This window comes from Brevibacillus sp. HB1.4B, assembly GCF_013284285.1.
Lineage (GTDB): Bacteria > Bacillota > Bacilli > Brevibacillales > Brevibacillaceae > Brevibacillus > Brevibacillus porteri.
In genome coordinates this window covers 23,629-49,816 of sequence record NZ_JABSUT010000013.1, presented here as the reverse complement: position 1 = coordinate 49,816, position 26,188 = coordinate 23,629, and the positions used below count along the sequence as shown (strand labels likewise).

At 46.1% G+C, this 26,188-nt stretch carries 32 protein-coding genes; 28 read left to right on the top strand and 4 right to left on the bottom strand.

Features of this window, described 5'->3' with window-relative positions:
• The first annotated feature begins 110 nt into the window (after positions 1-110).
• The 4 genes from HP398_RS26150 to pstB (HP398_RS26135) all read left to right on the top strand — a co-directional run bounded on the left by HP398_RS26150 (position 111) and on the right by pstB (HP398_RS26135) (position 3,761).
• Positions 111-1,040, top strand: coding sequence for a phosphate ABC transporter substrate-binding protein PstS family protein (locus HP398_RS26150; RefSeq protein WP_017247275.1), 930 nt, complete (start codon positions 111-113; stop codon positions 1,038-1,040).
• An 89-nt stretch (positions 1,041-1,129) separates the two neighbouring features.
• The gene (gene pstC, locus HP398_RS26145) at positions 1,130-2,077 is read left to right on the top strand and encodes a phosphate ABC transporter permease subunit PstC (protein WP_017247276.1); all 948 of its coding nucleotides are present in this window, start codon (positions 1,130-1,132) and stop codon (positions 2,075-2,077) included.
• Positions 2,078-2,968, top strand: a complete 891-nt coding sequence (gene pstA, locus HP398_RS26140) for a phosphate ABC transporter permease PstA (protein WP_017247277.1) — start codon at positions 2,078-2,080, stop codon at positions 2,966-2,968.
• A gap of 19 nt (positions 2,969-2,987) precedes the next feature.
• Positions 2,988-3,761: a phosphate ABC transporter ATP-binding protein PstB gene (gene pstB, locus HP398_RS26135; protein WP_017247278.1), complete on the top strand. Its 774-nt coding sequence runs from the start codon at positions 2,988-2,990 to the stop codon at positions 3,759-3,761.
• Between the two features lie 54 nt (positions 3,762-3,815).
• Here pstB (HP398_RS26135) and HP398_RS26130 read toward each other — a convergent pair whose 3' ends face one another.
• Positions 3,816-5,864 (bottom strand): methyl-accepting chemotaxis protein, encoded by a 2,049-nt coding sequence (locus HP398_RS26130; RefSeq protein ID WP_173624088.1) that lies wholly within the window; start codon positions 5,862-5,864, stop codon positions 3,816-3,818.
• Positions 5,865-6,099: 235 nt separating this feature from the next.
• Here HP398_RS26130 and pstB (HP398_RS26125) point away from each other — a divergent pair, with 235 nt between their 5' ends.
• Positions 6,100-6,852, top strand: coding sequence for a phosphate ABC transporter ATP-binding protein PstB (pstB, locus tag HP398_RS26125; RefSeq protein WP_017247280.1), 753 nt, complete (start codon positions 6,100-6,102; stop codon positions 6,850-6,852).
• Between the two features lie 64 nt (positions 6,853-6,916).
• Here pstB (HP398_RS26125) and HP398_RS26120 read toward each other — a convergent pair whose 3' ends face one another.
• The gene (locus HP398_RS26120) at positions 6,917-7,255 is read right to left on the bottom strand and encodes a winged helix-turn-helix transcriptional regulator (protein ID WP_017247281.1); all 339 of its coding nucleotides are present in this window, start codon (positions 7,253-7,255) and stop codon (positions 6,917-6,919) included.
• A gap of 173 nt (positions 7,256-7,428) precedes the next feature.
• Between HP398_RS26120 and HP398_RS26115 the strand changes: the two genes are divergently transcribed.
• The 13 genes from HP398_RS26115 (at position 7,429) to HP398_RS26055 (ending at position 17,253) form a co-directional block, all read left to right on the top strand.
• Positions 7,429-8,052: an ester cyclase gene (locus tag HP398_RS26115; RefSeq protein WP_173624087.1), complete on the top strand. Its 624-nt coding sequence runs from the start codon at positions 7,429-7,431 to the stop codon at positions 8,050-8,052.
• Positions 8,053-8,055: 3 nt separating this feature from the next.
• Complete coding sequence (locus HP398_RS26110; RefSeq protein ID WP_173624086.1) at positions 8,056-8,607, top strand: NAD(P)H-dependent oxidoreductase; 552 nt, start codon at positions 8,056-8,058, stop codon at positions 8,605-8,607.
• A 35-nt stretch (positions 8,608-8,642) separates the two neighbouring features.
• On the top strand, positions 8,643-9,356 hold the full coding sequence (locus tag HP398_RS26105) for an SDR family oxidoreductase (RefSeq protein ID WP_017247284.1): 714 nt from the start codon (positions 8,643-8,645) through the stop codon (positions 9,354-9,356).
• Between the two features lie 106 nt (positions 9,357-9,462).
• Positions 9,463-10,755 (top strand): arsenic transporter, encoded by a 1,293-nt coding sequence (locus HP398_RS26100; RefSeq protein ID WP_173624085.1) that lies wholly within the window; start codon positions 9,463-9,465, stop codon positions 10,753-10,755.
• Between the two features lie 172 nt (positions 10,756-10,927).
• A complete protein-coding gene (locus HP398_RS26095; RefSeq protein ID WP_173624084.1) occupies positions 10,928-11,242 on the top strand; it encodes a hypothetical protein in 315 nt (104 codons plus the stop codon).
• The gene (locus tag HP398_RS26090; RefSeq protein WP_173624083.1) at positions 11,193-11,693 is read left to right on the top strand and encodes a TlpA family protein disulfide reductase; all 501 of its coding nucleotides are present in this window, start codon (positions 11,193-11,195) and stop codon (positions 11,691-11,693) included. The genes HP398_RS26095 and HP398_RS26090 overlap by 50 nt, the downstream gene beginning before the upstream one ends.
• A gap of 83 nt (positions 11,694-11,776) precedes the next feature.
• Complete coding sequence (locus HP398_RS26085) at positions 11,777-12,610, top strand: lipid II flippase family protein (protein WP_173624082.1); 834 nt, start codon at positions 11,777-11,779, stop codon at positions 12,608-12,610.
• A 61-nt stretch (positions 12,611-12,671) separates the two neighbouring features.
• Positions 12,672-13,208, top strand: coding sequence for a hypothetical protein (locus HP398_RS26080; protein WP_173624081.1), 537 nt, complete (start codon positions 12,672-12,674; stop codon positions 13,206-13,208).
• A gap of 78 nt (positions 13,209-13,286) precedes the next feature.
• The gene (locus HP398_RS26075; protein ID WP_173624080.1) at positions 13,287-13,460 is read left to right on the top strand and encodes a hypothetical protein; all 174 of its coding nucleotides are present in this window, start codon (positions 13,287-13,289) and stop codon (positions 13,458-13,460) included.
• Between the two features lie 734 nt (positions 13,461-14,194).
• The gene (locus HP398_RS26070; RefSeq protein ID WP_106835605.1) at positions 14,195-14,584 is read left to right on the top strand and encodes a hypothetical protein; all 390 of its coding nucleotides are present in this window, start codon (positions 14,195-14,197) and stop codon (positions 14,582-14,584) included.
• A 27-nt stretch (positions 14,585-14,611) separates the two neighbouring features.
• The gene (locus HP398_RS26065; RefSeq protein WP_017247287.1) at positions 14,612-15,214 is read left to right on the top strand and encodes a gluconate 2-dehydrogenase subunit 3 family protein; all 603 of its coding nucleotides are present in this window, start codon (positions 14,612-14,614) and stop codon (positions 15,212-15,214) included.
• Positions 15,201-16,820 (top strand): GMC family oxidoreductase, encoded by a 1,620-nt coding sequence (locus HP398_RS26060; RefSeq protein WP_173624079.1) that lies wholly within the window; start codon positions 15,201-15,203, stop codon positions 16,818-16,820. The genes HP398_RS26065 and HP398_RS26060 overlap by 14 nt, the downstream gene beginning before the upstream one ends.
• Positions 16,821-16,917: 97 nt before the next feature.
• Complete coding sequence (locus tag HP398_RS26055; protein WP_017247289.1) at positions 16,918-17,253, top strand: ArsR/SmtB family transcription factor; 336 nt, start codon at positions 16,918-16,920, stop codon at positions 17,251-17,253.
• 21 nt (positions 17,254-17,274) lie between these two features.
• Here HP398_RS26055 and HP398_RS26050 read toward each other — a convergent pair whose 3' ends face one another.
• On the bottom strand, positions 17,275-17,526 hold the full coding sequence (locus tag HP398_RS26050; RefSeq protein WP_017247290.1) for a glutaredoxin family protein: 252 nt from the start codon (positions 17,524-17,526) through the stop codon (positions 17,275-17,277).
• Between the two features lie 170 nt (positions 17,527-17,696).
• Here HP398_RS26050 and HP398_RS26045 point away from each other — a divergent pair, with 170 nt between their 5' ends.
• From HP398_RS26045 to HP398_RS26035, 3 genes are all read left to right on the top strand, one after another.
• Positions 17,697-17,945: a gamma-type small acid-soluble spore protein gene (locus HP398_RS26045; RefSeq protein WP_017247291.1), complete on the top strand. Its 249-nt coding sequence runs from the start codon at positions 17,697-17,699 to the stop codon at positions 17,943-17,945.
• Between the two features lie 155 nt (positions 17,946-18,100).
• Positions 18,101-18,487, top strand: coding sequence for a holo-ACP synthase (acpS, locus tag HP398_RS26040; RefSeq protein ID WP_100169643.1), 387 nt, complete (start codon positions 18,101-18,103; stop codon positions 18,485-18,487).
• Between the two features lie 266 nt (positions 18,488-18,753).
• A complete protein-coding gene (locus HP398_RS26035) occupies positions 18,754-19,791 on the top strand; it encodes an outer membrane lipoprotein-sorting protein (RefSeq protein WP_100169644.1) in 1,038 nt (345 codons plus the stop codon).
• A gap of 229 nt (positions 19,792-20,020) precedes the next feature.
• On the opposite strand, the gene HP398_RS26030 is transcribed toward HP398_RS26035, so the two are convergent.
• On the bottom strand, positions 20,021-20,290 hold the full coding sequence (locus HP398_RS26030; RefSeq protein ID WP_254476381.1) for a hypothetical protein: 270 nt from the start codon (positions 20,288-20,290) through the stop codon (positions 20,021-20,023).
• A 129-nt stretch (positions 20,291-20,419) separates the two neighbouring features.
• Here HP398_RS26030 and HP398_RS26025 point away from each other — a divergent pair, with 129 nt between their 5' ends.
• The 7 genes from HP398_RS26025 to HP398_RS25995 all read left to right on the top strand — a co-directional run bounded on the left by HP398_RS26025 (position 20,420) and on the right by HP398_RS25995 (position 26,181).
• Positions 20,420-21,823 (top strand): coiled-coil domain-containing protein, encoded by a 1,404-nt coding sequence (locus HP398_RS26025; RefSeq protein ID WP_173624078.1) that lies wholly within the window; start codon positions 20,420-20,422, stop codon positions 21,821-21,823.
• A 184-nt stretch (positions 21,824-22,007) separates the two neighbouring features.
• On the top strand, positions 22,008-22,448 hold the full coding sequence (locus HP398_RS26020) for a hypothetical protein (protein WP_017247295.1): 441 nt from the start codon (positions 22,008-22,010) through the stop codon (positions 22,446-22,448).
• Positions 22,449-22,450: 2 nt separating this feature from the next.
• Positions 22,451-23,653, top strand: coding sequence for an alanine racemase (gene alr / locus HP398_RS26015; RefSeq protein WP_100169645.1), 1,203 nt, complete (start codon positions 22,451-22,453; stop codon positions 23,651-23,653).
• Between the two features lie 230 nt (positions 23,654-23,883).
• Complete coding sequence (locus HP398_RS26010; protein ID WP_016740787.1) at positions 23,884-24,183, top strand: CopG family ribbon-helix-helix protein; 300 nt, start codon at positions 23,884-23,886, stop codon at positions 24,181-24,183.
• 3 nt (positions 24,184-24,186) lie between these two features.
• Entirely contained in the window at positions 24,187-24,537 is a 351-nt protein-coding gene (locus tag HP398_RS26005; protein ID WP_005830205.1) for a type II toxin-antitoxin system PemK/MazF family toxin, read from the top strand.
• Between the two features lie 208 nt (positions 24,538-24,745).
• On the top strand, positions 24,746-25,174 hold the full coding sequence (locus HP398_RS26000) for an anti-sigma regulatory factor (protein ID WP_007721070.1): 429 nt from the start codon (positions 24,746-24,748) through the stop codon (positions 25,172-25,174).
• A gap of 5 nt (positions 25,175-25,179) precedes the next feature.
• Positions 25,180-26,181, top strand: a complete 1,002-nt coding sequence (locus HP398_RS25995) for a PP2C family protein-serine/threonine phosphatase (RefSeq protein WP_017246613.1) — start codon at positions 25,180-25,182, stop codon at positions 26,179-26,181.
• Positions 26,182-26,188: the final 7 nt, after the last annotated feature.

The following is a 26,188-nucleotide window of genomic DNA, read 5'->3' as shown; positions in this document are numbered from 1 at the left end:
TTAAGAAAGCTTTACATTCACAACATAATACGACAACATTCCCGCTGTATAGTTTGTACTTGTAAGAGAGAAAAAAACAAACCGAACCTTTTAAGGAGGATTTTCATCCAATGAAAAAACTCAGCAAAATGTTTATTGCGCTGACATGTGTAGGGGCATTACTCGCGGGGTGTGGAAGCGGCAACACTGCACAGACTCCAGCACCAGCGCAACAACCAGCTAAAGAGCAAAGCAACTCTGGTTCGACACCAAAAACTTCCGGTGAACCTGTAACAGCAGTGGGTTCTACCGCTTTACAGCCTCTGGTCGAGCAAGCGGCCAAAGACTTTATGGCAAAAAATGCAGGCGCACAAATCCAAGTACAAGGCGGAGGAAGCGGCACGGGCTTGAGCCAAGTAGCAAGCGGTGCAGCAACGATCGGTAACTCCGATATTTTCGCAGAAGAGAAAAAAGGCATTCCAGCAAACGAACTGGTAGACCATAAAGTAGCGGTTGTCGGTATGGCAGCAGCAGTAAGCCCGCAAGTAAAAGTAGACAACTTGACTAAGCAACAATTGATCGACATCTTCACTGGTAAAATCACCAACTGGAAAGACGTTGGCGGTGAAGACATGAAGATCACGCTGGTTAACCGTCCGAAATCTTCCGGAACGCGCGCGACATTCAGCAAATTCGCGTTGGATGGTAAAGAAGAAGCAGAAGGTATCACAGAGGATTCCTCCGGTACTGTTCGTAAAATCATTGCTGAAACACCAGGTGCAATTGGTTACTTGGCACTGTCCTACTTCAACGACTCTGTAAAAGCTCTGAAATTGGATGGTGTGGAAGCAAACGCAGAAAACATTACATCGAACAAATATCCAGTATGGGCGTACGAGCATATGTACACCAAAGGTGAAGCAGCTGGCGATGCAAAAGCGTTCCTGGACTTCATCCTGACTGACGAAGTACAAAAGAAAACTGTAACAGAATTGGGCTTCCTGCCAATCACAGATATGAAAGTGGAACGTGATGCAGAAGGCAAAGTAACACAAAAATAAGCGTTATCGTCAACAGCAAAATAGAGGGGTAGGGGGGCCTTCCCCTCATTTTGCTTGCGTACAGTCGTTTTCTTTCCAGGAGGGAGAACATGAGCCATCGTACTGAAGGGGTAAATACAGAGCGTAAATCGATGATTGCGCAAAAAATGCTGACAACGAACAAGCGTCAAAAGACAGAGAATATTACCGGCAAAACCATCGCGATGATTTGTGCGGGTTTGCTCGTTATTGTTGTTTTATCGATCACCTATTTTATTGCTTCAAAAGGGCTGTCGACGTTCTTCGTCGATGGGGTAAGCTTCAAAGAATTTTTAACGCATGACAAATGGGACCCAGAAGGTGAACCATCCGCGTATGGTGTGTTGCCCTTTATCCTCGGTTCGTTTTTCGTAACGGCACTGGCTGCTTTGATTGCCGCGCCACTTGGAATCGGCGCCGCTATTTTTATGACAGAGATCTTTCCTGGCTTCGGGAAAAAAGTATTGAAGCCGGTTATCGAGCTGTTGGTTGGTATTCCATCAGTCGTTTACGGTTATGTTGGACTAACTTTGCTTGTTCCATTTATTCGCGAACAATTTGATGTTCTTGGCTTCAGCTTATTGGCAGGGGGACTTGTTCTTGCCCTGATGATTTTGCCTACCATTACGAGTGTGGCAGCAGATGCAATTGAGGCTGTTCCGCAAGATTTGCGCAACGCTTCACTCGCGCTGGGTGCTACTCGCTGGCAAACCATTTGGAATGTCGTGCTGCATTCCGCGCTTCCTGGCTGTTTAACGGCCATTGTTTTGGGGATGTCTCGCGCTTTTGGAGAAGCTTTGGCTGTGCAAATGGTTATCGGTAACACAACGAAGCTGCCAGGCGGTTTGTTCGAACCGATCAGTACGCTCACTAGCGGTATTACATTGAACATGGGGAATACGATTCAAGGAACTCCGTATAACAATGCTCTCTGGTCAATGGCTTTGCTACTCTTGGCGATGTCTTTCATCTTTATCGTGATTTTGCGCCTGTTGGGCAGAAAGAGGTTGGCAAAATAGATGAAAGCGAGACTGATGGACCGCGCTGCTACTGTTGTTTTGACACTAATTGCCGTACTGATTATTGGTACCTTGGTGGGACTATTGGGCTTCATTCTCTCTCAAGGTTGGCATAAGCTGAATCTCGACTTTTTGACCTCTCCGCCGGATATCGTCAATGCGGGTGGCGGGATTGGACCGCAGCTTTTCAACTCGTTGTACTTGCTGGTCCTGACCATGCTGATCGCGTTGCCGCTCGGAATCGGAGCAGGCATTTATATGGCCGAATATGCGCCGGATAACAAAATTACACAGTTTATCCGCATGAGTATAGAAGTATTGTCTTCCCTTCCGTCTATCGTAGTTGGTTTGTTTGGATTACTCGTGTTCGTAAATATGACAGGCTGGGGCTATACCCTGTTTGGTGGAGCACTTGCGCTGACAGTATTTAACCTGCCACTCTTGGTTCGTGTAACAGAGGATGCACTGCGCAACGTACCTCGCAGTCAAAAGGAAGCGAGTCTCGCGCTTGGTATTACCAAATGGCGTACCATCGTGTCTGTCATCCTTCCAGCAGCGCTCCCAGGTATCATTACGGGTGCCATTCTGGCATCTGGCCGTGTATTTGGGGAAGCGGCTGCCTTGCTGTTTACGGCAGGGATGTCTTCACCGAATCTGGATTTCACCGACTTCTCATTGAATAGTACGACCTCACCGTTGAACCCGTTCCGTCCTGCCGAGACATTGGCCGTGCATATTTGGAAGGTAAACAGCGAGGGGCTGACACCGGATGCGCGTGATGTCGCAGATGGCGCGGCTGCTGTTCTGATTATTGCCGTCTTGCTCTTTAACCTTTCCGCTCGTTGGTTCGGGAATTGGGTTTACAAAAAGATGACGTCAGGATCAAACTAAGAAGAGGTAGGTGGCAGCCATGTCCGTACTGACCATGCAAGAAACGATCATTCAGACGAATAATGTGAATGTATACTACGGAGAGAAGCAGGCCGTAAAAAATATATCAATGGATATTGAACGCAACTCCGTGACGGCCTTTATCGGTCCGTCCGGATGTGGGAAATCGACGCTTCTACGGAGCTTGAACCGGATGAATGATCTGGTTCCTTCTTGTCGTGTAGAGGGCTCCATTATTGTAGATGGTATCGACATTAACAGCTCGCAAGTAAACATCGAGAGTCTGCGCCAAGTGGTAGGAATGGTGTTCCAACGAGCGAATCCATTTTTCAAATCGATCTATGAAAACATCGCATTTGCCCCGCGTTTCCACGGGATGACCAATAGACGTGATTTGGATGAATTGGTTGAGTCGAGCTTGCGAAAAGCAGCGCTTTGGGATGAGGTAAAGGATCGTCTTCGCGATTCAGCGCTCTCCCTTTCTGGTGGACAGCAGCAAAGGCTTTGTATCGCGCGTGCCATCGCGATGCAACCAACCATTTTGCTGTTGGACGAACCGGCTTCCGCTCTCGATCCGATCTCTACCATGAAAATCGAAGAGCTGGTCATGCAGCTAAAAGATGAGTATACGATCGTGATCGTTACCCATAACCTCCATCAGGCAGCGCGAATTTCGGAGAAAACCGCCTTCTTCCTGATGGGTGAGCTGATCGAGATGGATGAGACGGGGAAAATCTTCACATCACCTGAGAACGAAAAAACCGAAGCGTATATTAGCGGACGTTTTGGTTGATAGAAAAATAATAGCCCTCCCGAGCACATGTGCTTGCAGGAGGGCTTTTTCTTATCATGATGAATGTCGTTGGAGAGAGGGACTGTCTTCCGCTCTGAAAAATTTGATCGCTTGCTCCAGATCCTCAACGATATCTGCCAAACGCAGGGAGTCATCGAGAAATTGCTCCGATAAGGATAGACTTTCTTGATTGGCGGCTACGGCTTGCTGTGTGCCTGATACGACTTGCTGTGCAGACGCAGACAGATTGTCTACCCGCTGTGAAATGGCTTGGCTCTGTGTCGAGATTGTACCTGTGAGCGTTCTGATCGATTCAAATTGCGCAGTCAACGCTTCACTGAGCTGGATCGTGTTGTGAAAGATAGAAGCGGCCTGGTGCAAGGTTTGAATGCCATTTACAGTAGCGTGATCGGTCGTTTGCAAGCAGGCGGCTACATGCTCCATTCGTTCTTCCCCTGATTCAATTACCTTTTGAATGCGGGCCGATGCTTCTTCGGTCTGGTCGGACAGCAAGCGAATCTCGTCTGCTACGACGCTGAAGCCGATTCCGGCTTGTCCAGCCCTGGAAGCTTCGATTCGAGCATTGAAGGACAAAAGTTTGGTTCGCTTGGAGATGGCGGAAATCAGACCGAGCATTTCGTTGATGTCGCTCATGCTTTCTCTCATGGAGGACATGGCATGCATAGAAGCTTTCATATCCTCTGAGATACTGTGCATATTTTCTTTTAGCAAATCAATGGAGGTTGCTGCTTTCGCATTTTGCTGACGTGATTCCTGGCTCTGTACGATTGCTTTTTCCATGGAGTCTGTGATTCGAGACATTTCTTGTGTGATGCCGGCCATCGTGGCGTGGATATCATCGATCTGCTCCTGCTGGTTGTCCATTTCTTGGGCAAGTCGCTCTGTTACGGATACGACTTCTGACTGCATGGCGTGAGAATGGCGAGAGCCTTTTCCCACATGATCGGCTACTTGTTTGACGTCTGAGATGACATACTGGATTTTACCGATGATCGTCCGGATTTGTTCACTCATTCGATTGAAGCTGTCGGCCAACTGGCGAATTTCATCATTGCTTTGTACGTGCATGGTTTGCAGGAGATCGCCCTCGCTAAAGGCGGACATTTTTTGTTGTGCTTCCTTAATCGGCTTGATGATTCGACGTACGTACACATACAGCATGAGTGCGAGTGCAGCGAGTCCGACGAGTGAGACGGCCAAAATGGTTAGCTGAAGGCGACGGACCTCTTGTTTTACCTCGGATACCGACTGTGCGACGATCACTCCCCATTTTAGGGAGGGGTCAAATTGATAGGCGGCAAAAGAGTCCACTCCATTAATCCTGCTCGGTTCGTAGCCAGATTGACCAGCGATGACGTTTTGCACGATCGCAAGCTCTGAGAGAAGAGGGCGCTGCAACGCGTAGGACTGATCGGGATGAGCGACCAGCTTGCCTTGTTGATCAACAATCATGGCATATCCAGTTTCCCCTAGTTTAATCTGCCCGATGGATTCGCTCAGCTTCGGGACAGAGACAAATGCCACGACGACGCCTACGGGCTCCTCGTCTTCATTGCGCAAAGGGAGTGAGACGGCGATCTTGGGAAACTCCGTCTCGGAAAACTGGAAGACATCTGAGACAAAAATCCCCTGCTGTGGTAGATTCAATGCGCCCTCATACCAGTCCATTTTTCGCGGATCGTAGGAACTGTCGAGGGGTGATCCTGGAAAGGTTAAATACCGTCCGTCTGTGGTGACGATCTGTAACTCAGAAATCGTAGGATTGCTGGCAGACATATCTGTAAAAATGCCAAAGATCTGACTGTTGGTAACCGTGCTGTTTTTATAAGTGGAAGCAAATGATTGCAAGGCGGTTACGATGTCATAGACCCTGCTATGTACTTTCTGTAGAGCTGCACCTGATGCCTCGTGTAATTGCTGCTTTGTTTTTTCATTAAGCGTGGCTTCGGATTGATAGCTGATGAAGAAAGCGGCGATTGCCATCATGCAGACTACCATCCCCATAATGCCTGCGAACAGCCTGGTGAAAATTGAACGGTAATGAAACGACGAGTGACCCCATAGTTTTCTTATGTCTGGCATTCATTGTTCTCCCCTTATTCGTCAAAACGTTCAGCTTCATTGTAGGGGGTACTTAGGGGGGGCGTATATGCTTTACCAGCAAGATTTACCATAACTTAATGTAAAATGACCTATGTAAAAAGTCCCAAAACAAAAACTTTATCGAAACTTAATAAACATCACACGGAACCCTAACATTGGTGCGCTATAGTGGGGAAGTAAAAGGACGTAACAATCACGAAGGAGCGAAGACCGTATGAGCGTTATTTCGGTGAGAGAGTTGAATCTCTTCTACGGTAATAAGCAAGCCCTCTATCATATAAATCTGGATGTAGAGCCTGATTCCATTACAGCATTAATTGGTCCGTCCGGCTGCGGTAAGTCTACATTTTTACGGACGTTGAATCGAATGAACGATTCAGTACCGAACACCAAAATTACGGGAACGGTAAAAGTGTTCGATGAGGATATTTATAGCTCTCGCGTAGAGGTTGAGCGACTTCGCAAAAATATCGGCATGGTGTTTCAGCATCCGAATCCTTTTCCGAAGAGCATCTATGACAACATCACGTACGGGCCGAGACTCCATGGCATGAACGATCGTAACAAGCTGGACGAGTTGGTAGAGACAAGCCTCAAGGCAGCAGCCCTTTGGGATGAAGTGAAGGATGTACTGAAAAAGCCAGCAACAGGGCTTTCGGGTGGGCAGCAGCAACGCCTCTGTATCGCACGGGCACTCGCTGTTCAGCCACAGATCATTTTGATGGATGAGCCAACCTCTGCCCTTGACCCGATTTCTACTGCGAAAATCGAAGAGCTGTTGGAAGAGCTGAAGAGCCGTTATACGATTGTAATCGTGACGCACAACATGCAGCAGGCAGCACGTATTTCCGATAAGACTGCGTTTTTCTTGAATGGAGAGCTAGTCGAGTTTGACAGTACCCCGACGATCTTCCAAAATCCTCGTGACAAAAGAACAGAGGATTACATTACCGGACGTTTCGGATAATTCAATAGGCTTGATGGTAGGAGAGCGGACTTTTCGAGGTCCGCTCTTTTTGATTTTAAAATGTTTATAACTGTAACCCAAATCTCTTTAACTCAATGAAAATACCTTCTAATCGTTTCCCTTTCTCCGTTAACGTATATTCCACACGCGGAGGGACTTCCGGAAACACCTTCCTTTCCAATATGCCGTGCTCCTCCAATTCCTTCAGTCTGAGTGAAAGTGTTTTCGGACTAATCCCATCCATGGATTTCAGCAGGTCGCTGAAACGCAGCGTTCCTTCGATAAGCAGGTCCCGAATAATTAAAAAGGTCCATTTGGTCCCTATAACGTCAAGTGTTTTGGCAATGGGGCAAGGTTGGCCCGGGGTTCCTTTGTTCAGTTCGATTGGCTCAAGAACATTCATCGGAATATCCTCCAAAATATTTTTTAGGATTCTTTGGCCTAGTATAGCGCAATACTATCTTTTCGGAAACTATATGAATTAAATATCACTACTTCCATAAGTGAAGTTAGTCTATTTACAATATCAATGTGAACCGATACTTCCACTCTAAATAAGGAGTTGATCCGAACAACATGATTCCACGCACCAAAAAAATGAGTTCGATAGCTGGTATTGCTGTCATCTTCGGGACGATGCTGTTCGCAACAGCATGCGCGAATGATTCGAAAACGTCAGCTTATGAGAATCAAACTGCTGAGTTGTCCGTCAAGACAGACGTTCAACTATTGAAGGATCTTCCTCAACCCGTTTCAATGACGATTGATTCCTCATTGAACGCAACAGAAGCTACCGAAATGGTACAGGCCGCTCAACGTTTCTACGGATTCTGGAACACGGGGAACGAGGATCTCATTGCACAAACCGTTTCTCCAAGTTTCATGGATAACACGTTGCCGAAAGGAAGACCTCAAGGTCCCGATGGCCTGTTATTCGCTTCTCGCAACTTCCGTAAAGCAGTTCCCGACTTGCAATGCAAAATTGAGGATTTATTGGTAGTAGGGGACAAGGTGACAGCTCGTCTTTCCTTTACGGGTACGAGCAAAGGCGAGTTTATGGGAAAACCTTTGACCGGGAAACCCATTCAATTTATGGCGATCGATGTTTTGCGTATCAAGGATGGGAAGCTTGTGGAAGACTGGCACCTGGAAGACAATTTAACCTTTATGCAACAAATTGGCGTCGTAAAGGAGATGTAAAAAATGAAAAAAATCCTAATCATCAATGGTCACCAAAAATATGGCTCATCAGAGGGGAAACTGAACCAAACGTTGATGGATCATATGGTGAGTCTGCTCGAGAAAGAGAACCATGTGCGAACTACTATTATTGAAAATGGATACAAAATCGAAGAAGAGCACGAGAAATTTCTTTGGGCAGACATGGTCATTTATCAAACCCCCATCTACTGGTTCAGTGTCCCTGGGTTACTGAAAACATATATGGATGAAGTATTTGCGTACGGATTGTTTTTCAAGGGTGCGAATCAATACGGAAGAGGCGGTTTATTAACCGACAAAAAATATATGCTCTCGACGACTTGGAATGCTCCAGAAAAAGCATTTAACGATCCAACCCAATTTTTTAAAGGGGAAAGCTTGGAAGATGCAATCAGCCATTTGCACCGCGTACAGGAATTTTTGGGCATGCAACCTGTAAAGAGCTTTGCTTGCTATGACGTCATCAAAAACCCGCAGATCGATCGATTTGTATCCGAACTCGAGGCGCATCTCAAACAAGTATTGAGTTTCTAAATGAAAATCTCAAAGGAAAGGGGAGAGATCCTATCATGTTGCACAATCAAAAGATAGTCATCATCGGTGGAAGCTCTGGAATTGGTTTGGAGACAGCCAAACAGGCAATAGCACTAGGAGCTGAAGTGATCATTGCCAGCCGCTCCGAGGATAAATTGCAGAAGGCAAAAGAGAGTCTGGGTTCCAAAGCCTCGGCGTATACGCTGGATACCACCGATGAGCAGCAAGTTCAGGCCTTTTTTGAAAAAGTAGGCACGTTTGATCATCTGGTCGTCAGTGCGGCTGAAACATCTGGCGGTTCATTCCTTCAAACGGATTCAGCCCAAGCGCGGAAGTTGTTCGATAACAAATTCTGGGGCCAATACTACGCGGCGAAGTACGGAGCGCCAAAGATTTCAACAAACGGTTCCATCACCTTATTCTCCGGAGTCGTCGCCTACAAAGCGATGATTGGTTCGTCTGCGCTTGGTGCAGTCAATGCGGCGGTTTCGAATCTGGGGCAAACCCTCGCCTTGGAACTGGCACCAATCCGAGTAAATATCGTTTCACCTGGCATTATTGATACGCCATCACGCAGTAAAATGCCGGAAGACGTGCGCAATAATTTCTATGCAACATTGGCAGACAAGCTCCCTGTGAAACGAGTTGGACAAGCGCAAGACGTCGCACAAAGCGTACTATACCTGCTCCAAAATAGTTTTGTAACCGGCACTGTTCTTCATGTAGAAGGTGGCCACATTTTACTTTAAAGGATTCCATTACCGGACGTTTCGGATCATTTTAATTTGTAGTATGGTAGGAGAGCGGACTTTTCGAGGTCCGTTCTTTTTGGTTTTTGGAAAGGAGATACATGCAGTGGTTTGGATTTCATTTTTTCTTTTTCTGATCACGTTGACATTGGTCATCTGGCAACCGCGGGGGCTGTCGATTGGCTATCCGGCTGTCGGAGGAGCACTGTTGGCTTTGGTGATCGGGGTAGTCACAATAGCGGATGTCGCTGAGGTCACCTCGATTGTCTGGAATGCAACGCTCGCCTTAATCGGAATTATCATCATTTCACTTGTATTGGACGAAATCGGTTTTTTTGAATGGGCTGCGCTCCATATGGCTCGTTTTGCCAAAGGAAATGGGCGGCTTATGTTCGTTTATGTCATCCTGCTTGGTTCACTCGTATCTGCCTTGTTTACGAATGATGGGGCAGCCTTGATCCTGACACCGATTGTGTTGGCACAGGTGCGGGCACTAAAGCTGGATGGGAAAACGGTTTTGGCATTTGTCATGGCGAGCGGATTCATTGCTGATACGAGTTCTTTGCCCTTTGTGATTAGCAATCTGGTGAATATTGTTTCAGCTGACTATTTTGATATTGGCTTTGCTGCGTATGCGGCCAAAATGATCATTCCGACTTTGTTTTCGATTGGTGGAAGTCTGCTGGTTTTGTACCTTTATTTTCGCAAAAGCATCCCGGCGCAGATTGATCTTTCCCATCTGAAAAATCCGGAGGAAGCGATTCGCGACCACAGAATGTTTCGCTTGGCGTGGCCGATTCTTGCAGTCTTGTTGATTGGTTTTTTTATAAGCGAGTCCATCCATACGCCCGTTTCTATCATTATTGCGGGGGCAGCCATCATTTTTTGCCTAGCTGCAAGAAAAAGTGAAGCGATCGCCATGCGGCGGATTATGAAAGAAGCGCCGTGGGTAGTCGTTATTTTTTCGATTGGCATGTATGTCGTGGTGTGGGGGCTGCACAACGCGAGATTGACTGACTTAGTCAAGGACACCTTGGATTGGTTCATGGCGCATGGTTTATTGGCAACGACCTTGGGGACGGGCTTTCTCGCTGCTGTTCTTTCCTCTGTCATGAACAACCTTCCGACAGTGATGTTCAACGCACTCGCGATTGCCGGGACACAGGCAGACGGATTGTTGCGGGAAGCCATGATCTACGCGAATGTGATCGGGAGCGATTTGGGGCCGAAAATGACCCCGATTGGATCACTGGCGACCTTACTCTGGTTGCATGTTTTGGGACGTAAAGACGTGACAATTACGTGGGGACAGTACTTTCGGACGGGGGTTATTTTGACCGTACCGACATTGACGGTAACCTTGCTTGGATTATATCTGACATTGGTTTATTTTTCATAGGGAATGAAAAGCCTGCTGGTTAATAGTGAACTGTGACCCATAGGATGGACACTTTGAAAAAAGTGACCATCTTGTGGGTCATTTGTGTTTTAATCAACCTAATTAGAAAAGAGTGGGGAAAAAATTAATGGGCAAAAAAAGAGGTTGTTCAAAGATTTTTTCGGAACATGAGATGAAGCAATTCGAGTCGAATCCAAATGTCCAACATGTAACGGATAAAAGTATTACGTATGCTCCAGCATTAAAACTAGCTGCTGTTCAAGCATACCTAAGCGGACAAACACCTATGGAGATCTTTCTTCGCGCAGGTTTTGACGTAGATGTCATTGGGCATGAGAAACCCAAATATTGCTTAAAACGTTGGCGTAATACATATACAACTCATGGAGAGACGGGGCTTTTAGAGGAACAAAGAGGGAAAGGTAGTATGGATTATTGTGCTAATTCAATTAGTAATAATTCTATTCTTTTCGAAACTACTTGTTGATTTCTTAAATCGGTTTCGGCTTAGTGGGAAGACTATTGAGGATACATCCTTAATTGTCGGTGATAGAGCCCCGTTATTTCGTGAGAAAGATCAGACTGGGAATTTAGTAAAACTAGCAGATAATTTCGGTAAAAAATCTGTGCTATTGTTCATAAGTGAAACATGCGAAACCTGCAAGGATTTAATTCCCTATCTTTCGGATATCACTTTAATAAATCCATATCTGAAAATTTTTGTTATAGTAAGTAACTATAGTAAACAAAAGGAATACAACATTCCTGATCAAATATCATTAATTCGTTCAGAAAACATTGTAAAACAGTATTATATTAGAACTGTTCCAACAATGATTATGGTTGATGAGAAGGGATATATTTTATACGCAAATGGCGTCGATAACTTTGAGCAATTAATGGCTGTCATAAAGGCAATCTCTCATAAAGCAAGTTAAACTCACTAATGTAGTTTCTAATGAAAGAATGCTAAAATAAATTCTATCGTTACTAGGGGTATAGATAGGGGTTTTTATCTGAGATGACTTGGATGCAAAGTATACTCAACGGACAAATTGAGTTTGGGAAAGTCATATTTATATTAATAATGATTGCAATAACTAATTTTTTTGATACTACTGCTTACGCTGCAAGATTAAGTGGTATCGCTACAGGAAAACTTGCTATTGCAAACTCTTTATATTCCATGTTGACATTTGGGTCAAGGACTACAACACTGTTATATATTGCCCCAATTGGGGGGATTATCGATCGTGCCATAACGAATAGTTTTGATCCATTCTTTGTTTTAATATTCGTTGTTATGGGAGCAGCACTCGGTACAGGAGCTGCCATTTTTATGATGCCTACTGTTGTTAATTTCTACAGACTTGGTATTAACAAAATGGATGCTAGCCAAACGGCAATAAAGGTATTTAAATCTATTTTCCTATCTAAAAAAGGAATATATGAGTTATTTAAATGCTGGAGACGTCCGACATTGGAAATGTGGAGAAGGATTAGTGTCAAGGGAATTTCTAAACATATTCTGGTAATGAATGCGATACTGTACTCTCTTTTCACTGTAGGTTCAATATCTGCGTATTATTCTGCTTGGCTAAACCCAGAATATATGGCACGTGCTACAAGTCTTTCACCAGCTGTAAATGCTGTTAGTGCATTTTTGCTCTTATTTTTAGTTGATCCATATTCAGCAATTGTAATTGATAGAGGGATAAATAAGAAAATGCCTTTTGACACTGTAAAGTCAATAATGGTTTATCTGTCTATAAGTAGACTGTTTGGAACGATTTTAGCTCTGGCTATGCTATACCCTGGCGCTTTATTTATAGGTTACTTAGCACAATTTTTATAATGTATTGGTTTTCTGATGTTTTTCACTAGAGTTGTATTAATGCAGTCAAAATAGCAAGTATGTGAAAAAGCTAACCACTCCATCCTATCTCCTGTTATTTCTCCATGCTCAACTGCAACAACGAGAAGGGTTGCGTGCAATCGCAGACGATGCGTTAAAGACGAAATTTCAACTAGAATTAGGATTTACATCCATCAGTACTTCGCAACTTTCACGAAAGCATCAACAAATGAACACGCAACTGCTCCAGTATGTCTTTATGGAGTTGGTTCAGCGTATTCGCTTATGCTCAATGCCTTCAAAATGGAAGCGAGATTTTCGGATCATTAACTCTACGAGGATTCCGTTGTGTGTAGAAACATATAAATGGGCAACCTTTCGCGAGACAAAAGCAGGGGTGGAGCTATACTTCCGGCTGGATTTTGTAACTCCGGAAGATGTCTATCCAGAAACGTTACAGTTGACAACCGCTCGTTCCCATGATCGAACACAACTCGATGAGCTGGTCAGTCTGACATTACGTATGTATTTGACAGGTGATTTTTGGATTATGCGAAATTTGATGAGTATTACAAACAATGTGTTTTTTTGTCGATAGAACGAAGAAGAACGCATCGATTCAATATTTGTTTGACCGATCTATACCTGAAAAAGTGCGATTACTAGAGATAGTTTCGTGGAAGTGAGGACAATGCAAAAGCGAATGCGCTATCTTCTTCGCCTCGTCGAAACCACAGATTCAGAAGGAAATCCCCTCGTGTTAATCGCAAATCGGTGGGATCTATCGGCAGAAGAGATTGGCGACATGTACCGCAGCCGGTGGGCCATTGAAATCTTTTTTAATGGCTGAAACAACAAGTGAGGACTACCTCGTTTTACGGGAAAGGGAAAAAGCCGTTTTGAATCAGGTGTTTGTCGCTCTGATCGCCTATTGTTGTTTTCTTGTGTTGGAGAAAATCTATTCGAATAGTAAAGGTATAAAATTACCAAATGGACAGAACTATCTTTAGGTTGTTATTCCGTTCTTAGCTTTTTGAAAACAAAACATCATCCAGAAAAGTCAGTTTATTTTTGTGCGTGTGTTTTTATGCAACGCTAGTAAACTAGAGTTAATAAAAAGAACATTTGCAGTGAAAAAGAAACAATACCATGATTAAGCAAGAATATAAAAGTAGGATCTAAATTCTACAGAACACCTCTTTTTCGGTGGAGGACTTTAAATACAGACTGAATGATTATAAGCGATGGCAAACGGGTTGGGGATTATCGTCCTCAACCCGTTTTGTTAACAGTCTTGAGACAGAAACGTGTTTTGTTGGAAGTAATAAATGTTTGAAAGAATGAAAAACAAAAGAGCGTATTCTCAGTAATCAGTTTGTTGAGACAATGGATTAATGAATTGTACTTCGAGGCGTTAGACTTACGTTTTACGTTCAGGATGAAATAGCGCGAAGTTATAAAGTTATTTTCATAATGGTTAGATAATCGGATCTCAAAATGTTTTTTCAAAAATCAAGAGGCAGAATAGGACCTGGCACAGACGGAAAAAATAGGCGCAACGTACGTAAAAAGGAGGATGTTTCCATGTGGCATGGCTGGCCGATCGAACGCGTACTGATACTTTTTGCTGGATTGGCGTTTGCCCTGATTGCGGTTCAGGTCACGCTTTTTCACTCCAGACAAAACTTCCGACATTGGGCAATGTGGATTCCCGTGCTTGAGCTCCCTGTATTTGCGGTTACTGCTATTGTTTTATCGTTTGTGAATGCGGGTTGGCTGCGTTGGGTGTTTGCTTTGATGATGGTGGTCGGCATGGCTGGTGGTTTGTACGGGGCCTATTTGCATACGGTAGGGGTTGGGCAGCGTGTGGGAGGTTATTCGCAAGGTCAAAATTTTCTCGTTGGTCCTCCTGTGATTCTTCCATTACTGATCACCGCAATGTCAGCATTAGGGCTTCTTGCGCTGTTTTGGTAAAAATCGTTTTCGAAGGGGTGAGAGGACATGGAGAAGCCTGGACGTTACCCATCCTATGATGTTTGGGACCAGCATACAGAGTGGGATGCTCACACAAGGAAAGTAGTAGGGGCCAGACGAATGCCCGCGATTGCCAATCAATTTTTTACGAAGCCTGAATCCTTGCTCTTACAAACAGTTGTAGGCGTATTGGTCCATGATCACCGTTTGGAGGTGCTGACCTTTGTGGTCGAGCATCTGGATAATACGACGGCTAGTAATATTGGCGAGTCGCAACGAAAGGTCGGAGTTCCACCCCAAAAAGAGCTCTATCGCTCGGGCTTGAAAGGGATTGATGCGGAGAGTCATGCTGCTTATGGAACAGATTTTGTTGCGTTGAAGCTAGACCAGCAGGAAGCCGTTCTTCAGCACGTCGCGAATGGGGGTATCCAAAACCAGGAGGCGTGGACAGACATGGCTCCCGCAGATTTTTTCAAGCGGTTGCTGCATGACACAGTTAGTGCGTACTATTCACATCCGTTGGTTTGGTCGGACATCGGCTACGGCGGACCCGCTTATCCGCGCGGCTATGTACGGGTGGAAAAAGGATTGACGGACCCATGGGAGGCAAAAGCAAATGACGAGTCATGACCATCGTACGATTACTCATCGCCCCACTCCTGTGGATCAAAGAAAATACGCCGATGACGCAGATGTATGCATCGTAGGTGCTGGAGCGGCAGGAGGCGTACTGGCTTATGAGCTGGCAAAGGCCGGGTTGCGTGTAGTCGTACTGGAAGCAGGGCCGTTTTGGGACCCTCAACATGATTTTGCCAGTGATGAGCTGTCGATGCGGAGATTGGCCTGGCAGGAAACAAGGCTGGTAGCAGGCAATGATCCACTGCGTTTGGGACATAACAACTCCGGACGGGGAATTGGGGGAGGCACCGTGCATTTTACGGGGGTGTTCCTGCGTTTCCACGAGAGTGATTTTAAGACGAAGACCGTAGACGGCGTAGGGGAAGACTGGCCGATTACGTATCAGGACCTTGCTCCATATTACGACAAGATTGAACGGGAGATTGCGGTCTCAGGTCCCAATCATTTTCCGTGGGGTTCCTTTCAAGGCCCGTATCCGTACCCCGTTCGGGAGCCAATCAGTGCCAATGCCCAACTGTTCCGGGAAGGGTGCGAGAAGCTGGGGATCGAGAGTGTGGTCGCCCCTCTGGCGATTTTATCGGCCCCCTTTGATGGACGTCCTCCCTGTATTAATCGTGGCTTTTGCAATCAAGGGTGCATGCCGAATGCCAAATACAGCGGGCTGATTCATCATATCCCCAAAGCGATAGCGGAGGGGGCAGAGGTGCTGTCCGACTGCATGGTGACGGAAATTTTGATGGCTGGAGACCGGGTCAGTGGCGTGTTGTTCAACCATAATGGTTTGACGCACAGGCAAATGGCTCGTGTGGTCATTTTGGCCGGGTTTGTGGTGGAGACTCCCAGATTGCTACTCAGTTCGGCGAATGCTCAGTTTCCGCAAGGGTTGGCGAATTCGAGTGGATGGGTAGGAAAAGCTATTATGCCTCACTCCAGTCATGATGTATACGGACGACTCCCGGAGGAAGTGCGATTGTATAAAGGGACACCTGTCCTTGCTTTGACCCAGCATTTTTATGAGACGGAACGGGAACGAGGATTTGCCCGCGGATATACATTGAGTGCACACGGGGCACGTCCAGTCGGGATGGCGGCTGCTATTGCTGCCGAGAGGGAAGACGGCTCGTATTTATGGGGAAAACAGCTTCGAGAAACCATGCTGGATTACAATATGTATGCGCGGATCACCTTGGTCGGGGAAGTGTTGCCTCATCCCGATAACAGAGTGACGCTCTCTGGGGAAAAAGATGAATACGGAATGCCGATCCCTACGGTAACGTTTAGTTATCAGGAGAACGACAAACAACTGTACAAGCATGCTATTGGGCAAATGAACAGGATTATAGAGGCGATGGGTGGGCAGCCAGAGCATGTGGTATCGGATACCGCTCATCTCATGGGGGGATGCCGAATGGGGAATGACAGGGAAACCTCTGTTGTGAATGAATATGGGCAGTCACATGACATACCCAATCTTTTCATAACGGGTGCTTCTACGTTCGTTACCTCGAGTGGCAGCAACCCGACAAATACAGTCATGGCGCTGGCTGCGCGCACTGCAGACAAGATCATTGAGGCGATGAAAAAGCAAGAGGTATAAGCAGGGTTCACATAACTTTTGCGTTCCTATCTTCCCCATCATATAAGCCATATAGTATACTGATAAACAGATATGTAAGGCAAAGGTGGGTATCCTTATGGAAATGGATTTGATGCAGGTTCTGTTTTTGTCAGAGACTTATAAGCTACTTGGTGACAAGACGCGCTTGACGATCATGGCTCTCCTGCAAGTACAGTCCTTATGTGTCCGTGATCTCGTGGAAATTTTGCAAACTTCCCAGCCTTCTGTTTCTCAGCACTTGGCTAAGCTCAAAACTCATGGTTTGGTCAAAGAGCGTCGGAAGGGACCGTGGGTATATTACTCCGTTAATACAGAATGCGGTCCTGAAGTTAAGCAAATTTTGTCTAACTTGCCGGATATGTCGCCAATCGTCAAACAAAAATCAGTTGCAAATGAACCTTCATTTGGCTGATCAGTCGTAAAAAGCGTTGGATCAATTGAGATCCAACGCTTTTTTTAGTTCTTCCTTGTCAAATCCATGGATGACCATTTGCTCGCCGTTTTCCTTTTCAATGTAGGTTACAGGTGTCATGCTGGCGCCTAATTGAATAGCTTCCTGGAAATAAGCCTCGTTTTTTCGGATGTCTCTGTCTTCGAAAGCAATGTTGTTTGAAGTCAGCCACATTTTTTCTTCCTGACAAGGACCACAAGTGACTTGGGTATAGATAATAACCTTGTGAGCCATACAGAATTGCTCCTTTCAAAAGCAGAGTAGAAGCCTTGCTCTTTCCAATATGAATGATCGTTCGCGACAAAGCAAGTCAACAACAGCACAATTTGGGAAAATAAGGATGGATACGCACATAGGGGGCTGTACAAATTATATTCAGTGACGTCGAGGAGGTGAAAGTAACGATGCCTAAACAAAACAAACAAGCGGGTATGGGCAAAGCGAACCAAGCTAGCCAAGCAGCAAACACTGCGACTGAATTCGCAAGTGAAACAAACGCAGCAGAGGTTCGTGGTCAGAACCAACAATCCGCACAACGCGCTGCTTCCCAAGGCGCTGCGACTGAGTTCGCAAGTGAGACAAATGTTGCGGAGGTTCGCCGTCAAAACCAACAATCGGCTGCACAACAATCTTCTGGCCAAGCTACTGAGTAGGAGCCAGCGGAAAAAGGCCCTCGCAATTTGCGGGGGTTTTCTTATTTTTACGGAAAGTTTATGCGTGGAATGTGGTTTCTATCCTTGCACTTGCAAAAGCGTGGAAGTGGATGATACTGTGATTCGTAAATCCGCCCACTAGGAGGCAATTGCTCATGATCATTGGAACAGGCGTAGACATAGTGGAAATAGAGCGCATCGCTACTTTGATAAAAAGACAAGAGAGTGCAATCAAACGCTTTTTGACCACAGATGAACAACAGCTCCTGCATGGAAAGACAGAGACGAGACAGGCGGAAATGGTTGCAGGCAGATTTGCTGCCAAGGAAGCGGGAGCAAAAGCTCTTGGCACAGGCATTGGAGCCGTACTCAGCTTTTTGGATATGGAAATCCTCCCGAATGATTCGGGCAAGCCGATCATGACCATAAAGCACGAGGTGTACAGCAAACTCGATCTGGACCCCGCTCTCGTCCATATTCATGTGAGCATTTCGCATAGCCAAACGCATGCGATTGCGCAAGTCATTGTAGAACAACGATAGATGTTTTGAACAACCTCGATAAACTTGTCTGCATATTGGGACGAGGATGGACATACATTTATATCGCGTAGATCAGGAGGGACTACCTGCTCTTACACAGGAAGGCTAAGTCTGTAGCCGATCCAAGCGATATATCGCCAACTTCGTATCCATTTGCAACCATTGACACGATGTGCGCTGCATGGGCGAGAGACTGACAGATTTCCCAGGAAATAGACAGGGATGCCCTTCTTTGTCGAAAATATTGACAAGGAGGAGTTCATTGAATGAAACGGGTAGCTTTACCACTGGTGTTATTGTTGGTTTTCACCCTGTTCCTTGGCGGTTGTTTCGGTCAGAAAACACCAGAAGATGTGGTGAGCGACCTGAACGGTACGCTGGGAAAAATGTCTGGGTACAAGTCTCAGGCTGTTTTGACCATGCAGACAGGCTCTACCCCCATGGAGTACGATGTTCAGGTCTGGTATGAAAAGCCAACCAACTATCGGGTAGCTCTCACCTCGAAGCAGCGTGGCATTACACAAATCATCTTGCGAAACAATGAAGGAGTCTTTGTACTGACCCCGCATCTGAACAAGAGCTTCCGCTTCCAAAGTGGCTGGCCTGAGAACAACGGACCGTTGTATCTATACGAAACACTGGCCAAGAGCATTATCGATGACACTGAGCGCCAAATGAAGATGGAAGAAAAACAGTATGTATTCGAAGTGAAAGCGAACTACAGCGGCAATCGTTCTTTGACCAAGCAAAAAATTTGGCTGACAGAAGATTTCAAACCGACGCACGCCGAAATTATGGATGCTAGCATGAATCCGCTCGTACGGATTGATTTCACTGATTTTTCGTTCAACCCTATGTTTGACAAAGACGCCTTTGACAAAGAGCGCAACATGACAACGAGCTCGTTGACAACGATCCCAACAATGGCGAAAACAAATGGACAGGTCATGAAACAGCCGAACAGCCAATTCGGTGTCATCGTCCCTACGTATATGCCAGAAGGGGTTAAGCAAGGAGATATTGAGCCAGTTACCCGTGATGGGGAGAGGAAAGTCATCTTGACCTACAAAGGGGCCTACAATTACAAGGTAATCGAAGGACGCCCGACAGCAGCATCTGTGTCGTATGAGCAAGGTATGCCTGTGAACCTCGGCTTTACGGTGGGTGTGCTTGCGCAGACAGGTGAAAATCAGCGACTGCTGACGTGGGAGCTCGACGGCATCGAGTATACAATCGCGGGGGATCTTCCTGAGGAAGAAATGGTGAATGTCGCACAGTCGACATATGGTCTCAGCGCAAAATAAAAGTGTGGGAGAGGGGACGGTGAATGCCGTCCTCTTTTGTTTTTTCTTTGGAAAGTGGCTGTAGCGGAGGGGAAGAAGCGCATTTCCAGTCTACGCTTCGGCCTACGCCCTGCAAGGGGTTAGACTGTCCGCTCCAGAGGCGCTTGGACTGGAAATGCACTTCTTCCCAAGTGACTTTGTTCTACTATTTGAGAAAATCTCCCCTGTTGATACTCAAAGGATGATCTTCCTAAGTTTTAAAGAGAGCGATGAATCCAAAAAGCTGGCGAAAAGAAAAAGCACAGGGCTCGCAGACCTTGACAAAGCCTCCCCCAGTCGGAACTCCAAAAAGGGGACCACGCTTGTCGAACACTTCTTCCTTGAGAAACGTCCGCCCGTAGGGTGGCTTTGGCTCGACGGTCCTCTTTTTGCAGTGGAGACGGACAGTCAATCCCCCACGCTGGCGTGTCAGAGTCGAAGAGAACTGTGCTTTTTCTTTTCCTCCACTATGTTGAATCATAGTTTTTTACGATTTTCCCTCAAGTTTTCCTTTTTTCTCAAACGGGAATCTAAAAATACCCATGTACACTTGGTCTTGTACCAAAGAGGCAGCACACTTCACGAGAAAAGACGAAAGGGTTGAGTGTATATGTTTAGCAAAGCGAAAATGGGAATGTTGATGGGAACGATGGCAGTGGTTCTGAGTCTGGGTAGCATAGGCGGAGCAATGGCAGCCGATTCAGCAAAACCAACCTCATTAAATAAACCGGCAGAAGTAAAATTCAAAACAGGCAAGATGGGCCACCACAGTGGAGTGGGCTACAAAGAAAACTTCAAAGAAAACTTCAAAGAAAATACAGAGCTGCTCTCGCTGTTGAAGCTGGATGCTGACAAGCTGAAAGAAGAGCTTGCGGCAGGGAAAACACTCGCAGCGATTGCACAAGCCCAAGGAGTCGACACTGCCGATGTCGTAGCACTTCTGGTTGAACAGCAAGAGGCCAAACTGAAGGAAGCGGTAGCAGCAGGCAAGCTGAAGCAGGAGCAGGCAGATAAGCAGACTGAAAAACTGAGCGATCGCGTAAAAGAACAGGTAGAAAACACGAAACCGGATAAAGGCTTCGGCAAAGGTGGCTTCATCGGTGGCTTCGAGAAAAACGAAGAACTGCTGTCCCTTTTGAAACTGGATGCAGCTAAATTCCAAGAACAACTGAAAGCGGACAAATCGCTGGCTGCTATCGCAGAGGCTCAAGGCGTATCTGTGGATGATCTGGTGGATTTGTTGGTAAAACAACAGGAAACCAAGCTGAAAGAGGCGGTAGCGGCAGGCAAGCTCACGCAGGAGCAAGCTGACAAGATGAATGAAAATGCGAGCGAGCGAGTAAAAGAAATGGTGCAAAATACGCATCCAGGACGTGGACCAGGTAAAGGAATGGGCTTCGAGAAAAATAATGAAGAACTGCTGTCCCTCCTCAAGTTGGATGCAGACAAACTGAAGGAAGAGCAAAAAGCAGGGAAATCGCTGGCTACCATCGCAGAAGCGCAAGGTGTATCCGTGGATGATCTGGTAGCGCTTTTGGTCAAACAACAAAAGGCCAATCTGAAAGAGGCGGTAACCGCCGGGAAGCTGACACAGGAACAAGCTGACAAGATGAATGAAAATGCGAGCGAGCGAGTAAAAGAAATGGTGCAAAACACGCATCAAGGACGTGGACCGGGTAAAGGAATGGGCTTCGAGAAAAATAATGAAGAACTGCTGTCCCTCCTCAAGCTGGATGCAGATAAACTGAAGGAAGAGCAAAAAGCAGGGAAATCGTTGGCAACCATCGCTAAGGAGCAGGGCGTAGAAGTGGATGACGTCATCGAGCTCTTGGTAGGTCAGCGCGAAGCCAAGCTAAATGAAGAAGTAAAGGCAGGCAAGCTCACACAGGAGCAGGCAGACAAACGCAGCGAGGAATTGACAGCGATGGTGCAAAAGATGGTGGATGGCAGCTTTGAAAAAGTCGTTTTCCCAAGACATGAAAAAGAGGGAAAAGACCAGGAGAAAACAATGTAGAAAAGTCAGCAGGTGGGAGCTAATCCCATCTGCTTTTCTATTTTCTCGGGATTGGTCGATGAGGGTCGATTTGTACATAAAAACCAACGTGCGAATGAGGTGAAAGGACAATCCGCGAATTGACACACAGCGGGAAAACACGATACATTCAGAGTAACTTATTGAATGAGGTGGCATGCTTTACATGAAGAAACCGTCTAACGAAGTTTTGTACGAGGAAGCATCGACCTACAAAGACATGCTCCTGCGAAAAAGCTGGAAAATGCGCATTAACGAGACTGTCATGTTTGTGCTGGGGATGATGATTCTCGCTCAATTTTTCCCGACCAATGACACGAGATTCAAGGTGCTTGTTTTCGCCATTGCCATTGCTGTTGTTGGATTGTCTCCGTTTCTGTACAAATCGGTATTTCGTCCGGTGTACAAGCTGACCAAGACCCACCTGATTATATCCATGTCAGGACAGGAAAAGAGCTACCCGCTGTCTGAAGTCGAGCAAATTTATGAAGGCCGTCATTTTTATCGTGTAGGCGGCAAAAAGGAATCACTGATGGTTTCCAGGCAATTTCTCAGTCATTTAAATGAACGCTTGTTTTACTATAAAAAAGGGAACAAGAGGAGATAGGAATGAAATCGTTTTGTCGTGACACTTGGGTAGAGGTTGATTTGGATGCCATCCGGGCGAACCTCGAGACATTCAAACGCCATTTGCCAGAAAAAACGGGTATTATGGCTGTTGTGAAAGCAGACGGGTATGGTCATGGCGCTGTCCATGTTGGCAAAGAAGCGTTGGCGAGCGGTGCAGATTCACTTGCAGTCGCATTGCTCGATGAAGCGCTTATTTTGCGGAGGGCAGGGATCACAGCGCCGATTTTAGTGTTGGGATACACACCTGTCGAATCCATTGTCACTGCAAGCGAGCTGGAAGTGGAGTTAACCGCTTACAGCGTCGAATGGATCACGGAAGCGAACGACATTCTTCAGAAAAATGATCACAAGCCTATCGGGATTCATGTAAAGACCGATACGGGCATGGGACGTTTGGGCGTTCGGACAAAGGAAGATTTACTTGCGGTTGTAGATGCCCTTGAAGAATGCTCTAAGCTGAAGTGGACAGGTATTTTTACGCATTTTGCCTGCGCGGATGAACCAGATACAACCCATGTGCGACGACAACACGACTTGTTTCAATCCTTTTTGCAAGCGCTGCGTGAAGCAAATAAAACATTGCCGTCCGTCCATTGCTGCAATACGGCGGCGGCAATCGCATTTCCCGATTGGGGGTATGATACGATTCGTTTAGGCATAGGTTTATACGGATTGTATCCTTCTTTGTACATGAAAGAACGTGCGGATGTCATTCTTGCCCCTGCCCTGGCGCTCAAGACCAGAATTGCCCACGTAAAGAAGGCAGATGAGCCATTCACGGTCAGCTATGGTGCTACGTATGCAGCAAAGCCTGACGAATGGATTGCAACGCTGCCGATCGGATACGCAGATGGCTATTCTCGCCTTTTGTCCAATCGTGGTGAGGTGTTGTACAATGGATCGCGCTACCCGATTGCAGGCAGAGTTTGTATGGACCAAATCATGGTCAGCCTGAATTCGACAGAAGCAGCGGTCAATGATGAGGTCGTCTTGTATGGCAAGCAGGGGGACGAGGAAATCTCCTTGGATGAAATTGCCGATTTGCTGGGAACAATTAATTACGAGGTTCCTTGTATGCTGAATTACCGAATTCCGCGCCTCTATTTGCGCGACCAGAAAGTAACGGACGTATTTCACCCATTGACAATGAAGCACTCGTCCCGTGAAAATGTAAATAACTAGCAAGGGAAATCAGCAGGAATTTTCCCGTGGAACACGAATACTAGTTAAGCGAAAAAGCTGGCTTTTTTGGGTAAACGAAGTCTTCACCTGCACCTTTGGATTGTTTACACTCACGTTTTCTCACCGAAAAAGCGCACAGTAGGTATATTTTTGCAATGGATTCGACATAATGGTATTGTTCATATTGGCTGTTCTTTCTAGAACTAGCATAGCGGATGGAAGTTACGGTCATGGTTGGAGGTGGATTTGTCTTGTCGAAGTCAAACACGAAACGCATCATGATCAGCTTGCCACAACACTTGCTTCAGGAAGTGGATGGCGTTATTCAAAAGGAAAAATCCAATCGCAGCGAGTTTATTCGTCAAGCGATGCATTTGTATTTGAAAGAGCGAAAAAAGCGCACAATCCGTGAGACCATGCAAAAAGGGTACATGGAGATGGCGAAGATCAATCTGAATATGGCATCGGAGGCTTTTGGCGCTGAACAAGAGGCTGACCATACTCTTGTCCGCTTAGTTAGCGGGGTGTGACTGGTGATTGTCAAACGTGGCGATGTATTTTTCGCGGACCTGTCCCCGGTCGTTGGCTCTGAGCAAGGAGGCGTACGGCCTGTTTTAGTCATTCAAAACGACATTGGAAATCGATTTAGTCCGACGGTCATCGTCGCAGCCATTACAGCGCAGATTCAAAAGGCGAAGCTGCCTACGCATGTGGAAATTGACGCAAAAACTTATGGATTTGATCGTGACTCCGTCATTCTGTTGGAACAAATACGAACCATTGACAAACAACGTCTAACTGATAAAATAACGCATCTCGATGACGAGATGATGGATCGGGTTAATGAATCCTTGCAAATCAGTTTAGGACTCATCGATTTTTAACGTGTGAAAAAAGATCAGACTATTGGATAGGAAAAGCCACTTGAGTGAAGCAAGTGGTTTTTTGCTGTCAGATTTGCAGGGATTTTATAGGTGAACAGCGAACTGTTCGAAAAGAGAATATAAGACAAAATGTGACACAATATGATTTATTTTTCGAGGTAGAGAAAAAACTCATTTCTACCTACCAAGCGAGGCGGAAGGGGTTTTTTTGGTTGTGGCAGACTATTCTCCTGAGACAATCAATATAGAACAAGAATCAGACATCGTGACGGCGCGGCAAGTGGGGCGAAATATGTCGAAGTTGTTTGGCTTTGGCACGATCACGCAGTCCCGCATCGCCACGTCAATCTCTGAGTTGGCTCGCAATATTTATTTGTATGCGGGTACGGGGACGATCACTATTTCGCCGATTGAGCGAGAAGGAGTGATCGGCTTGCAAATAACAGCGAATGACAGCGGGCCAGGGATTCCTGATATTCGCCAGGCGTTAGATGATGGCTATTCGACTTCGGGTGCCCTCGGGGCTGGATTACCGGGTGTCAGGCGCATGATGGATGAATTTGAGATCCACAGTACCCTGGGAGAAGGGACTCGTGTCGTTGTTGTGAAGTGGAGCGATCAAGCAAAGGAGGAATGAGATAAATGGTAACCCGGAGCTTCCAGGAAGAGTATGTAAAAATTCTTCGGGATTACCTGAGTGCTCAAGGGGAGGACCAGCTTTACGGAGCCCAGCAGTTGGGCAAATGGATGCTTTCTCAAGATATTTCGCCAGAAGAAATAATTGATTTGCATGCGCGAGCACTTGAGCAGCTCGGGGAAGTGCCAGAGTTTGTGCGCTCCTCCTTCTCCATTTTGACAGAGATCATGATTGAATATGGGAACGAGCATCGCTCCGTAAACAGCTGGCGCAATAGGCATCAGCAGATGGAATCAGAAATAGCGGTGGCGAAAGCGATGCAGCAATCACTTTTGCCAAGTGAGGTTCCAGTCTATCCAGAACTGGAGATTGGCGTAGTGAGTATTGCTGCGAAACAAATCTCGGGCGACTATTACGACTTCATTGAGCAAAGTGAAGGGCGTTTTGGCCTCGCCATAGCAGACATTACCGGAAAAGGAATGCCTGCTGCAATGTGTATGTCGATGGTGAAATATGCGATAGACAGCCTTGGACAAATGGAGCTGGGTCCCGATGAAATGCTGCACCATTTAAACCGGATCGTGGAAAGAAATATTGATCCGAGCATGTTTGTGACGATGCTGTTTGGCAGCTACGACTCGAAGAAACACTGTTTCCGCTACGCGACGGCAGGACACGAGCCAGGATTTTTGTACAGGTCGGCCGAAGGGAAGTTCTACGATCTCGAAGGTCGAGGGAATGTACTCGGGTTACACCCAAACAGTGCATACGAGGTTCAGGAGATTCATTTAGAGATAAATGATGTTCTGATTCTTCTGACGGATGGTGTAACAGAATGCAAAAATAACCGATACTATTTGCAAAGGGAAGAGCTTGTACACCATTTGCAAAAAGAGGTGGGCGAATCTGCCCAAAAGATGGCAAACGGCCTGTACAATAGACTGCTTCTGCTCTCCCGATTTGACCTGCTGGATGATTACACCATGATTGTACTTCGAAGAACCTAAGCAACGT